This is a genomic window from Alcanivorax sp. MD8A (assembly GCF_002888555.1).
GTDB lineage: Bacteria > Pseudomonadota > Gammaproteobacteria > Pseudomonadales > Alcanivoracaceae > Alcanivorax.
Genome location: NZ_AQOQ01000007.1, coordinates 37,993 through 50,010 on the forward strand (window position 1 = coordinate 37,993; position 12,018 = coordinate 50,010).

Consider the following 12,018-nt stretch of genomic DNA (forward strand, 5'->3'; position numbering starts at 1 on the left):
CCCGGCGGGTCAGACCGGGATCAGGTGCTCAAACAAGAGTTGCGGATTACGCTGACCCCGGAATTCATTCACTTCCAGGCGATAGACACCGCGCACCCGGGTGATACGGCTCGGCAGGGCCTCCACCGGCACATTGAAATGGATAGCATCAATCACGCCACGCACGCCGGGCAGGCCCAGGGTCAGTTTCAGGTGACGCTCCCCCACGATGCGGTGCTTCAACACCTCGAACTCGCCGTCAAAGCACGGCGCCGGGAATCCCTGGCCCCAGGGGAAGCGGTGGCTCAGTAATTCCGCATTGCTCAGGGTCAGGTCCTGGTCGCTCAGCGGCCCGTCGGTTTCCACTACCCGCTCCAGTGCTTTGGGAGAGAGCAAGTCCGCCACCGCCTTATCGAACGCCACCTTGAAATCCTCCAGCCGGTCACGCTCCAGCGACAGCCCCGCCGCCATGGCATGGCCACCGAACTTGCTCAGCAAACCGGGGTTGGCGGTGGCCACCGCGTCCAGCGCATCACGCAGATGCAAGCCGGGAATCGACCGGCCAGAGCCTTTCAACGTGCCCTGCTGCTGAGCCGGGGCGAAGGCAATCACGGGCCGATGAATCGCCTCTTTTACGCGGGAGGCCAGGATCCCCACCACCCCTTCGTGCCATTCCTTACCGTACAGGCACAGGCCCGCGGGCAGGTTGTCGGCATCCAGTCGGTTCACTTCTTCCATGGCCGCATCACGCATGCCCTGCTCAATGGAGCGGCGTTCGCGGTTGATGGTGTCCAGCTCCTGGGCCATCTCCATGGCTTCAGCGTCGGTCTCGGCCAACAGGCAGGCGATCCCGTGGGTCATGTCCGATAGCCGTCCCGCCGCATTCAGGCGCGGGCCCACGGCAAAGCCCATGTCGGCGGCCAGCACCCGGGCGGGATCACGTCCGGCCACCTGCAACAGCGCCCGAATCCCTGCACAGCCCTTGCCGGCACGAATGCGGCGCAGGCCCTGCTCCACCAGCACGCGGTTGGCGTCATCCAGCACCACCACGTCGGCCACGGTGCCCAGCGCCACCAGATCCAGCAGGTCGGTGATCGGCGGCTGCGGCTGCACGCCCTGCTCCCGCAGGGCACGCTGTAGATCCATCAATAGATAAAAGGCCACCCCGACCCCGGCCAGGTTTGCCGCCGGGAAATCTTCACAGCCGGGCAAGCGCGGGTTCACCAGGGCATCGGCCTCGGGCAGTGTGTCGCCGGGCAGGTGGTGATCAGTAATCAGCACGCGCATGCCCCGGGCGCGGGCGGCGGCCACGCCATCCACACTGGCAATGCCGTTATCCACGGTGATGATCAGGTCGGGCTGAAATTGCTGCTCGGCGAGTTCCACGATGGCAGGCGACAGGCCATAGCCGTATTCAAACCGGTCCGGCACCAGAAAATCCGGACGCGGAAACCCCAGCGCCTGCAGCCCGCGCACCATCAAGGTGGTGGCAGTGGCGCCGTCGGCGTCGTAGTCGCCCACAATACAGATACGCCAGTTATCGGTTCGCCCTTGTAACAGCAACGCCACGGCCCCACGCAACCCGTTGAAGGCTTGCGGATGGGGCAGGCGCTTGAGCGCCAGCTCCAGCTGCGACGGGTCGTCCACCCCTCGCCCGGCCAGAATCCGCGCCAGCAGCGGCGGCACATCCGGCCAGTCCGGCGTGTACTGCGGCCGGCGAGTGATATTGGGCAAGGCAAGTTTGTCGATGGGCATGGACGCGCTCGGAGACCTGGGAGAACCGCCCCTCCCTTCCCCTGCAGGTGAGGGGGAGCGGCATGAATGATGTTTGGCGCAGTCTGCCATGGTTGGGACAAGACGGCACTAACGCACCGCCATTCCTCGCTATCACAAGGAGCAAGTGATGCTTTTTTCATCAACCACTGCAGGCCGGGAAGCACCCCGACTAATTAGTCACAAATTAGGGCTAAAAAAGTCATTCACCTTCCCTATACTTGCGGGCCTACAAGTTCGTTGATTTATGTAAGCAAACACTCACATGAATCGCGTCGCCTCTCCCATTTGCGGGGACCTTTACCGGTAAACAGGGGCAGAAGAGGCACTACCAAAGCGGCCGATTGTGTCGCGTACTTTGGGACTGGAGAGCAAACGCTATGATCTATCAAGGCAACGCCGTAAGCGTACAACTGCTTGACGACGGCATCGCCGAACTGAAGTTCGATCTTCAGGGCGAATCCGTCAACAAGTTCAACCAGGAAACCGTGGAAGATCTCGGTAAGGCTGTCGACGCCATTGCAGGCAACAACGACATCAAAGGCCTGATCGTGACCTCCGGCAAAGGGGTTTTCATCGTTGGCGCCGACATCACCGAATTCACAGACATGTTCAAACTGCCGGAAGACGAAATCGCCGGCTGGTGTCTGAAATCCAACAAGGTCTTCAATGCCTTTGAAGATCTGGACATTCCCAAAGTGGTTGCCGTGAATGGCATCGCCCTGGGTGGCGGCCTGGAAATGTGTCTGGCTGCGGACTTCCGCGTACTGAGCGAGAAGGCCCTGGTCGGTCTGCCGGAAGTGAAGCTGGGCCTGTTCCCGGGCTTCGGCGGCACCGTGCGTCTGCCGCGTCTAGTAGGCGTGGACAACGCCGTTGAGTGGATCGCCGCTGGCGGTCAGCACCGTGCCGACAAGGCCCTGAAAGTGGGTGTTGCCGATGCCGTTGTCGCTCACGACAAACTGAACGATGCCGCCATCGCGCTGGTCAAGCAGTGCCTGGAAGGCAAGATCGACTTCCGCGCCAAGCGTCAGGAAAAGCTCGAGCCCCTGAAGCTGCCGCCCATGGAAAACATGATGGCCTTCCAGACCTGCATGGCCATGGTCATGGGTCAGGCTGGCAAGAACTACCCGGCTCCGGTTGCCGCCGTGAAAGCCATGCAGACCGCTGCTGGCATGAACCGCGACCAGGCCCTGGAAGTGGAAGCCAAAGGCTTCGCCAAAATCGCCAAGACCCCGCAAGCCACCGCGCTGGTAGGTCTGTTCCTGGCCGATCAGGCCGTGAAAAAAGTGAACGGCAAGACCGCCAAAGGCGCTGGTGAAATCAACCAGGCCGCCGTTCTGGGCGCCGGCATCATGGGTGGCGGTATCGCCTTCCAGTCTGCCCTCAAAGGCACCCCGATCATCATGAAGGACATCGCCGACAAGGCGCTGGACCTGGGCATGAACGAAGCCTCCAAGCTGCTCGCCAAGCGTGTCAGCAAAGGCAAGATGGATGCCGCCAAGATGGGCAAAGTCCTGTCTGCCATCCGTCCGACCCTGAACTACGGCGACTTTGACGACGTCAACGTGATCGTTGAAGCCGTTGTTGAGAACCAGAAGATCAAGCAGTCCGTACTGGCCGAAACCGAAGGCAAAGTGAAGGAAGGCACCGTTCTGGCCTCTAACACCTCCACCATCTCCATCACCAAGCTGGCTGAAGCGCTGGAGCGTCCGCAGGACTTCGCCGGTATGCACTTCTTCAACCCGGTACACATGATGCCGCTGGTAGAAGTGATCCGTGGTGAGAAGACCTCTGACGAAACCGTCGCGAGCCTGGTGGCCTACGCCCAGAAAATGGGCAAGAACCCGATCGTCGTTAACGATTGCCCCGGGTTCCTGGTTAACCGCGTTCTGTTCCCGTACTTCGGCGGCTTCGGCATGCTGATGCGTGACGGTGCAGACTTCGAAGCCGTGGATAAAGTCATGCAGAAGTTCGGCTGGCCCATGGGCCCGGCCTACCTGATGGACGTGGTCGGTATCGACACCGGCGTACACGCCGCCCAGGTGATGGCAGAAGGCTTCCCGGAGCGTATGCAGTACGACTTCAAGGATGTCTCCACGGTAATGTTCGAAAACGAGCGTTATGGCCAGAAGAACGGTGTCGGCTTCTACCGCTACGAAACCGACAAGAAAGGCAAGCCGAAGAAGGTTGTCGACGAGAAGACCTGGGAACTGATCAAGCCGCACGTGGCCGAGACCCGGGAATTCGACGCCGAGGAAATCATCGCCCGCATGATGATTCCGATGTGCACCGAAACCGTTCGCTGCCTGGAAGACAACATCGTAGGTTCCGCTGCCGAGGCCGACATGGCCATGATCTACGGCATCGGCTTCCCTCCCTTCCGTGGTGGTCCGCTGCGCTACATCGACAGCATCGGCGCGAAAGCGTTTGTTGAGCTGTGCGACAAGTACGCGCACCTGGGTGGCATCTACGAAGCACCGCAGATGCTCAAAGACATGGCCGCCAAGGGCGAGTCTTTCTTCGCCTAAGCCACGGACACTGGAGATATAGATATGAGCTTGAATCCGAATGACGTAGTCATCGTCGACGCGGTCCGTACTCCCATGGGCAAGAGCCGTAATGGCCAGTTCCGTCACGTGCGTGCCGAGAAACTGTCTGCCCAGCTGGTACAAGCGCTGATGGCGCGTAACCCCAACTGGGACACCCAGCTGACTGAAGATGTGATCTGGGGCTGTGTAAACCAGACCAAAGAACAGGGCATGAACATCGCCCGTAACATCGCCATGCTGGCCGGCCTGCCGCGCACCAGCGCTGCCCAGACCGTGAACCGTCTGTGTGGTTCTTCCATGCAGGCGCTGCACACTGCCGCCCAGGCCATCATGACCGGTAACGGCGACACCTTCGTGATCGGTGGTGTTGAGCACATGGGTCACGTAGCCATGGATCACGGGGTCGACATCAACCCGGAGATCTCCAAGGTTACCGCCAAGGCATCCAACATGATGGGCCTGACCGCAGAAATGCTGGGCAAAATGCACGGCATCAGCCGTGAGCAGCAGGACGCGTTCGGCGTGCGTTCCCACCGTCTGGCCTGGGAAGCTACCCAGGAAGGTCGCTGGAAGAACGAGATCGTGCCGATCGAAGGTCATGATCAGGAAGGCAACAAGGTCCTGTGTGAAATCGACGAAGTGATCCGTCCCGGTGCCAGCATCGAAGACATGCAGAAACTGCGTCCGGTATTCGATCCGGCCAACGGTACCGTCACTGCCGGTACTTCCTCTGCCCTGTCTGACGGTGCGTCCGCCATGCTGGTCATGAGCGCCGAGCGTGCCCAGGCCCTGGGCCTGAAGCCCCGCGCCAAGATCCGCTCCATGGCCGTTGCCGGCTGTGATGCCGCCATCATGGGTTACGGTCCGGTACCGGCCACCCAGAAGGCGCTGGCTCGCGCAGGCCTGACCATCGACGACATTGACTACGTGGAGCTGAACGAAGCGTTCGCTGCCCAGTCACTGCCGGTGGCCAAGGACCTGAAGCTGCTGGACAAGATGGAAGAGAAAGTGAACCTGAACGGTGGCGCCATCGCCCTGGGTCACCCGCTGGGTTGCTCCGGCGCGCGTATCACCGGCACCCTGCTGAACGTCATGGAATGGAAAGATGGCCAACTGGGTCTCGCCACCATGTGTATCGGCCTGGGTCAGGGTATCGCTACCGTCATTGAACGTGTATAAAGCCTGACACCCGCCGCCTGACGCCGGACTCGCTCCGGCCTCAGGCCCGGATGCCAATTTCCGGCCCCGCCTCACAAGGGCAGGACTGGAAACAAAAAACCCCGGCTTATCCGCCGGGGTTTTTCTTTATCAGGACAACACCCCATCGCTCCCCCTGTAGGAGCCATGCTCGCATGGCGATCCCGCGAAGCGGGTTTTGGGAAGGCTCAGCCAAAAGAGCACCGGGCAAGACCGGATTCTCGGGTTCCTTTCCGCATGGTAGAGGGTAGATCCTGGACGTTATAAATTCTTATCAATATCCTGACGACCAAGCACCCGCATAATCTCAACCGTTCCGCCATTTAGCCTGTAGTAAATGCTGTCTACACCGCAGACACTACGCCGATACCCCTTAATCACCGGGTGGGCGGATTGCAGGATAAATGCCTGGGGCAACATCAGGTGAAACAGGTAGGAACCGAAGTCTTTCCACATTAAAGAACCGGGCAACAATGGAACCGGGTCTTTCTCGTGGGGCTGGCTGGCACGGGTATTATTGTTCTTCACTGCACTCGCGGCGTCAGTCATGGCCATTCTCCTGTCTGGGCACGCTTCACGCGCCTGCCAAATCGCCGGGGCCAGCCCGGCTGAGACAAGATTCATTCTGTGTGCCCACGTTGGCCGATTCAACAAGGCAAGCCCGTAACTAAACGAATAATGCATTCCTGTTACGGGAAGGCGCCACGCATAGATCTGCACACCGCTTAACGCGCTAAATCCGTCTGACGTGAAATAGGTGGGTGTCCCCGATTGGAGGGGGCTTGTTTAGTCCCACGCCCTGCTCCTCTTGCAACGCCCCCTCCCCCAAAGAGGACATCACCGGCACCGACAGGCGCCCGCAAAGTTGGCACGGTTCCCGCACTAACAAGGGTATCTGCTGCCTTGCCGGCAGCCTGGCTCAACACCCGACAGACAAAGAGGTGCCTTATGGATTCGGTATCAATTAAAGACCTGATGTGTACCCGTTACGCCACTATCCGCCCGGAGATGCCGGTGGTAGAGGCCTCGGGCAACCTGATCAAGCACGATATGCTGGGCAGCCCGGTCACCGACGAGGCCCGAACATTGCTGGGCTGGATCAGTGAGCGCGAATGCCTGCAGGCCGCACTGCAGGTGGTGTATCACAACCAGCGGGTCGCCACGGTAAAGGACCTGATGCAGACCGACGTTCTCACGGTATCTGTTAGTGACGACGTGCTGACCCTGGCCCAGCAGATGCTGAATGCCAAGCCGAAGATCTACCCGGTGGTGGATGCCAGCAACAAGGTGCTGGGAGTGATCAGCCGCCGCCATATTCTGAACATGCTGGACCAGAAACTGGCAGAGCTAAGCAAAAAGGCGGGCTAGGCGGTGCGCATAATCGGTGCAATTTTGCACCCTAAAAGCGCACCACAATGGATCATCGATTATTGGGGGGCGGTGATAACGCCCTGCCAACACACCTGATCGTCAACGTGTTTAGCGTGAGCGGGTGAGCTGCATCCACACGGCCAACCCCAGCCCCCAGGCCCCATTGACGATGAGGCCGCCGATCACTTTGCTGGCGTTCACGTCCAGGCCTTTCATGGGAAACACCACCAGCATGGCCACTGCGGTGGGGCCCAGCGCGCCGATGACCGCTGCACCCAGCCAGTAGCCAGCGCCTTTCCAGCGGCGGATCAGCCACCACACGGGCAGCCCCCACACCCCACCCCAAAACGCCAGGGAAATGACCTGCGGAACGCCAAGAGGCGGTACCGGGTTCATATTCCAGGGGAAGGCCGGAATCATCCCGCCCAACCAGAACAGGGCCAAGACGCCCTGATGAAAGATCAGCGTGGCGAGAAAACCACCGGTAAAGGCTTGTAGCCACTGTTGTCGGGAATGGGCCATGGGGACTCCTGTGGACGGATCATTGCCGCCCCGAGTCTACCGGCAATGGCACTATTTCGATAACGGCAATGTGACGATCTGGGTGATCTTGAGCCCGGCAACCCCCTCGCTCACGAGGCTGTCAGTGTCCTGCGGATCCACGGCGACGGCCACGCCTTGCGCGGGCCGCTCGCCGGGATAATGCAGCAGCCCCATGCAGGCCCACAAGACGGCCCGCTGGCCACCGACCTGCCGGATCTGTTGCAGCTCCTGCCCGGAACAAGGGGCCAGGTCGCGCAGGCTGCTGTAGCGAATCAGCTCAAGCTGCGCTGCGGTGCCGGGGCGCGAGATCAGCGGTTCGGTCATGACCCCTTGCAGGCATTCTGAGCGGATCGCCGAGGCCTGTGTGGCACAGTTTTGTACTGCGCTTACACGAAAGGCGGTGGCGTACAGCAGGTTAACGTCCTGGGGCCAACCACCACAGGCGAGCGCCAGCACCGGCAGGCCGCCCAGCATCCAGGTGATCCATGGTTTCCGCATGGTCTTTCTCATTGGTTCGCGAGGTACCCAGCTTGTCATGGGCCAGCCAGTGCGGCATCCCCCTGTTGGGGGATGCGCTGGCCGTATTAGCGGCGGCGAACCAGGCCGTCTTCCAGCACCTGTTCGAAGTGGTCCCGAAGGGTGTCATCTACCGGGCGATAGGCTACGCCCAGGGTCTGGCTGCGGCGGTTATCAAAACGCAGCGGGTAGCCCAGAACTTGCGGGTCACCGGGCCCATGAACGGCCCCACGGCCCATACCACCGGCTTGGGGACTTTCATCATCGGGAATGGGTACTGCTTGCCGAACTGGCGACGCAGGCTGGCAGCGATATCCAGCATGGAGACCGATTCGCTGACCAGAATGTAGCGGCCTTCGGCCTCGGCGGTGAAGGCACCCAGCAAATGCGCTTGCGCCACTTCGCGCACATCCACCATGCCGTACACCAGATCCGGCACCCCGGTGCGCAGTTTGCCGCGTCCCATGTCGAGCAGGGTGCCGATACTGGCGGAATGGCTGGCATTGGTCAGGGACGGCCCATACACCATACCCGGGTTGATGGTCACCAGATCCCAGCGGCTGCCTGGCTCACCGGTCTGGGCATCGTGGATCTTCCAGGCTTCCCGCTCGGCGGCCACCTTGGAGTACTGGTACGGGTTGTGATCCACGGTGCTGGTGGTATTCCAGTCGGCTTCGGTGAAGGCGCTCTTGCCCTTCATGTCGGTGGCGTCGCCATACACAGACGCCACGCTGCTGGTCAGTACCACCCGCTTGAGGGCCTCGCAACGGTTGGCGGCGTTAAGCACATTGCGGGTGCCTTCTACTGCCGGGCGTACCAGCGCTTCGTTGGCATCGGTAAAGCCATCGAGCACAAACGGAGACGCGGTGTGCATGAGCACATCGCACCCTGCCATGGGGGCATCAAAACTGTCGGCATCCAGCAGATCCGCCTTGAACAGTTTCAGGGTCCCGGGGGTGACATCGGCGATGGCATGCAGGTGATCGACACTGGCAGCCTTGTGGGGATCACGCACGGTGGCGTGGACCGTGTGGCCGGCTTCCAGCAAGTAGCGGACGATCCAGCCCGCGATATACCCGGACGCGCCGGTGACCATGACAGTAGACATTTATCGCTCCTCCATTTCGCGAGGGGCAGACACCAGGGCCTGTTAACGCTACCGGGATGGCTCCTGCTGAATGCATTTTTTCGTCCAGTAGTGCCAGCTGGTGTGCAGTGTAGTCATTCTGCATAAACAGCGGATGGCGCTGCTGGGCGGAAAAAGGGATCAGCCCTCCGGGTTGAGCCCCAAAAGCCGCCACTCGTCGTTATTCGTCACTCATTTGGAGAAACCAAACTTCACTCCTCATGCCTAGATTGGCGGCTTTTGGGGCTCAACAGGTGCCATCCCGGTAGCGTTAACAGGCCCTAGCACGCCTCCATCGCTTTACTGACAGCAGATCATGCCAATTTCCCCGACCCCGTTGGCCCGTTCGAAACCCCTCAGGGGGTAGACAGGCAGCGGGGATTCATTCTAGCCTTGTAAACACTTGTTCACATAAGGCGTGTTGTGTATTCGCGCCGTGGTGTTACGTACAGATTCGTACAAACCTTGGATTCATTGCCTGCACCGGGAGGATACTCAAGAACGGGCCTGCGCCCGCATTAACACAAGACTACAACGGAACATGGCAGCCTGCTGCCCCGCCCGGCCCACCGGGCAAGCGACACCTCAGATAATGACAACGAAAGAGGAACCGTTATGCGTCAACCCACCCAGCCTGTGCCAGGGGGTTCTCCCTCCATCTGGTCTCGACTGAGTACCCTGACCGATTATTTCGCCTGGCCGTTGCGTACCTCCCATTACCTGGAGCTGGTGAATCCGTTATGGACCACCCACAAGATGCAGGCCCGCGTGGTCAAGGTATGGGATGAAACCCGCGATGCCCGCACCCTGACCTTGCGCCCCGGCCTCAACTGGCGTGGCCACCGGGCCGGGCAACATGTGCGGGTGGGGATTCCTGCCAACGGCAAGCACTACACCCGCACCTATACGATTTCCTCTGCGCCGGAGCGCTACGACGACTGCTTTACCATTACGGTTAAGGCCATCGACAAGGGCACCATATCCCACCACATCGTTCGCAATATCAAGGTGGGCGACTACCTACCTATCGGGCTGCCCCAGGGGGATTTTTACCTGCCCGACGCGCAGCATATTCATCCGTTGTTCATTACCGCCGGCAGTGGCATTACCCCGGCCTTCAGCATGGTGAACAGCCTGATTGCCCAGGAACGTCTGCCAGACACCTGCCACCTGCACTACGCGCCCCATGAATTCGATGTGGTGCTGGGCAAACAGCTGCGCGAGATGGCCGCGCAATACGATCGCTATCATCTGCACCTGTTGTACACCCGCGAGGAAAATCATCCTGGCAACGCGCGCTTTTCCGCCGCCCAGCTGGACGCCCTGTGCCCGGACTGGAAAGAGCGGGATGTCTATGCCTGCGGCCCGCCTTCCCTGCTGGAAGCCGTGGAGCAGTGTTTCGAACAGGCCGGTTGCAGCCGCAACCTGCACATTGAACGCTTCCGCGCGCCCTTTACCGAGATTCCCGCCGATGCCGTGGGCGGCAAGGTGCGCTTTGCCCAAAGCGGTGTGGATGCCGAGGGCGACAGCGAAACCCCGCTACTGAAAGTCGCCGAGGAGGCGGGCATGAATCCGCCCCACGGTTGCCGCATGGGTATCTGCCATACCTGTAACACCACGCTGGTGTCTGGCTGCGTGCGCGATCTGCGTACCGGCGAGGTATTGAACGAAGCGGGCAGCATTGTGCAGACCTGTATCTGTGCCGCTGCAGGCGATTGCGAACTGGATTTGTGAGGGAAGAATAATGCGAACCCACCAATACCCGGTCGACCTGACCGACGAACAAATCGAGGAATTTGGCCGCGAGCTGGATGCCATTCGCGATGAGGTATTCGATGACCGCGGCGAACGGGACCGGGCCTATATTCTCAAGGTCATCAAGACCCAGCGCACTCTGGCAGTGAGCGCCCGTTTCGTGATTTATGCCTCGCTGTTTTTCCTGCCGGCCTGGGGGCATGCGCTGGCGCTCTGGCCGATCATGCTGTCCCTGCTTGGGCTGGGTACCTTCATGCTCGGCATTGCCAAGATTCTGGAAAACATGGAGATCGCCCATAACGTGCTGCACGCCCAATGGGACTGGATGAAAGACCCGGAGATCCAGTCCAACACCTGGGAGTGGGACACCATGAGCCCGTCGGACCGCTGGATGCATTCACACAATGTGGTGCACCACACCTGGACCAATGTGCTGGAGAAGGATCTGGATGTGGGCTACGGCATCATGCGGGTCACCCCCATGCAACCGTGGAAACCCGCCTACCTGCTGCAACCGGTGTACTTCATTCTGTTGATGTTGCTGTTTGAAGAAGGGGTGGCGCTGCACGAACAGGCCATTGATGATCACCTGAAAGGCAAAAACACCTTGTCGGATTTCAAACCCCTGCTGAAGCGGATCGGCTACAAGATCTGGCGACAGGTGGCGAAGGACTATATTGCCTGGCCGCTGGCGGCCGCGCTGGTGGCCATTCCGATTTCGTTTTATGTGCCGTTTTCACCGCTGGCGGTGTTCGGCATTGTGGCGGGGGCCAATGCCGTGGCCAACCTGATTCGCAATATCTGGGCCTTCGTGATCATTTTCTGTGGGCACTTTCCCGCCGGCGCGCATAACTTCACTCTGGAACAGGTGGAAGGAGAAACCCGCGGGCGTTGGTACCTGCGTCAGCTGTTGGGCTCGTGCAATATCGAAGGGGGCCGGTTGTTCCACATTCTTTCCGGCAACCTGTCGCACCAGATCGAGCATCATCTGTTTCCGGACATGTGCAGCAATCGCTACAAGGAAGTCTCGCCCCGGGTGCGGGCACTGGCCGACCGGTATGGCCTGCCTTATAACAGCGCCTCACTGTTCCGGCAGTTTGGTACCACCTGGCTGAAAAATATTCGCCTGGCGTTTCCCGGTGGTGGAGATCCCTACCCGCCTCAACAGCAGGTAAAGGCATCGTCGTGACGCTTGCTACCACAACGAAA

The 12,018-nt window shown here is 60.3% G+C and carries 10 protein-coding genes; 5 read left to right on the forward strand and 5 right to left on the reverse strand.

Going from position 1 to position 12,018, the window contains the following annotated elements; all coding sequences use genetic code 11:
• Positions 1-9: 9 nt before the first annotated feature.
• Entirely contained in the window at positions 10-1,734 is a 1,725-nt protein-coding gene (recJ, locus tag A15D_RS05310; protein ID WP_102791077.1) for a single-stranded-DNA-specific exonuclease RecJ, read from the reverse strand.
• Between the two features lie 398 nt (positions 1,735-2,132).
• On the opposite strand from recJ, the gene fadB reads away from it, so the two are divergent.
• Positions 2,133-4,280, forward strand: a complete 2,148-nt coding sequence (gene fadB, locus A15D_RS05315) for a fatty acid oxidation complex subunit alpha FadB (RefSeq protein WP_102791078.1) — start codon at positions 2,133-2,135, stop codon at positions 4,278-4,280.
• A gap of 24 nt (positions 4,281-4,304) precedes the next feature.
• Positions 4,305-5,480: an acetyl-CoA C-acyltransferase FadA gene (gene fadA, locus A15D_RS05320; RefSeq protein WP_102791079.1), complete on the forward strand. Its 1,176-nt coding sequence runs from the start codon at positions 4,305-4,307 to the stop codon at positions 5,478-5,480.
• Between the two features lie 279 nt (positions 5,481-5,759).
• Here fadA and A15D_RS17290 read toward each other — a convergent pair whose 3' ends face one another.
• Positions 5,760-6,047, reverse strand: coding sequence for a type II toxin-antitoxin system RelE/ParE family toxin (locus A15D_RS17290; protein ID WP_199175775.1), 288 nt, complete (start codon positions 6,045-6,047; stop codon positions 5,760-5,762).
• Positions 6,048-6,446: 399 nt separating this feature from the next.
• Here A15D_RS17290 and A15D_RS05330 point away from each other — a divergent pair, with 399 nt between their 5' ends.
• Positions 6,447-6,866, forward strand: coding sequence for a CBS domain-containing protein (locus A15D_RS05330; RefSeq protein ID WP_102791080.1), 420 nt, complete (start codon positions 6,447-6,449; stop codon positions 6,864-6,866).
• 111 nt (positions 6,867-6,977) lie between these two features.
• Here A15D_RS05330 and A15D_RS05335 read toward each other — a convergent pair whose 3' ends face one another.
• The 3 genes from A15D_RS05335 to A15D_RS05345 all read right to left on the reverse strand — a co-directional run bounded on the left by A15D_RS05335 (position 6,978) and on the right by A15D_RS05345 (position 9,036).
• Positions 6,978-7,391, reverse strand: a complete 414-nt coding sequence (locus A15D_RS05335; RefSeq protein WP_102791081.1) for a hypothetical protein — start codon at positions 7,389-7,391, stop codon at positions 6,978-6,980.
• Between the two features lie 51 nt (positions 7,392-7,442).
• Positions 7,443-7,910, reverse strand: a complete 468-nt coding sequence (locus tag A15D_RS05340) for a hypothetical protein (RefSeq protein ID WP_146026853.1) — start codon at positions 7,908-7,910, stop codon at positions 7,443-7,445.
• Between the two features lie 163 nt (positions 7,911-8,073).
• Positions 8,074-9,036, reverse strand: coding sequence for an NAD-dependent epimerase/dehydratase family protein (locus A15D_RS05345; RefSeq protein WP_233192094.1), 963 nt, complete (start codon positions 9,034-9,036; stop codon positions 8,074-8,076).
• Between the two features lie 633 nt (positions 9,037-9,669).
• Between A15D_RS05345 and A15D_RS05350 the strand changes: the two genes are divergently transcribed.
• Entirely contained in the window at positions 9,670-10,788 is a 1,119-nt protein-coding gene (locus A15D_RS05350; RefSeq protein WP_102791083.1) for a ferredoxin reductase, read from the forward strand.
• Between the two features lie 10 nt (positions 10,789-10,798).
• The gene (locus A15D_RS05355) at positions 10,799-11,998 is read left to right on the forward strand and encodes an acyl-CoA desaturase (RefSeq protein WP_102791084.1); all 1,200 of its coding nucleotides are present in this window, start codon (positions 10,799-10,801) and stop codon (positions 11,996-11,998) included.
• Positions 11,999-12,018: the final 20 nt, after the last annotated feature.

Bases quoted from the DNA above. Each gene is read 5' to 3' on its own strand.
- recJ (WP_102791077.1), bottom strand. From the start codon at position 1,734: ATGCCCATCGACAAACTTGCCTTGCCCAATATCACTCGCCGGCCGCAG.
- fadB (WP_102791078.1), top strand. From the start codon at position 2,133: ATGATCTATCAAGGCAACGCCGTAAGCGTACAACTGCTTGACGACGGC.
- fadA (WP_102791079.1), top strand. From the start codon at position 4,305: ATGAGCTTGAATCCGAATGACGTAGTCATCGTCGACGCGGTCCGTACT.
- A15D_RS17290 (WP_199175775.1), bottom strand. From the start codon at position 6,047: ATGACTGACGCCGCGAGTGCAGTGAAGAACAATAATACCCGTGCCAGC.
- A15D_RS05330 (WP_102791080.1), top strand. From the start codon at position 6,447: ATGGATTCGGTATCAATTAAAGACCTGATGTGTACCCGTTACGCCACT.
- A15D_RS05335 (WP_102791081.1), bottom strand. From the start codon at position 7,391: ATGGCCCATTCCCGACAACAGTGGCTACAAGCCTTTACCGGTGGTTTT.
- A15D_RS05340 (WP_146026853.1), bottom strand. From the start codon at position 7,910: ATGCGGAAACCATGGATCACCTGGATGCTGGGCGGCCTGCCGGTGCTG.
- A15D_RS05345 (WP_233192094.1), bottom strand. From the start codon at position 9,036: ATGTCTACTGTCATGGTCACCGGCGCGTCCGGGTATATCGCGGGCTGG.
- A15D_RS05350 (WP_102791083.1), top strand. From the start codon at position 9,670: ATGCGTCAACCCACCCAGCCTGTGCCAGGGGGTTCTCCCTCCATCTGG.
- A15D_RS05355 (WP_102791084.1), top strand. From the start codon at position 10,799: ATGCGAACCCACCAATACCCGGTCGACCTGACCGACGAACAAATCGAG.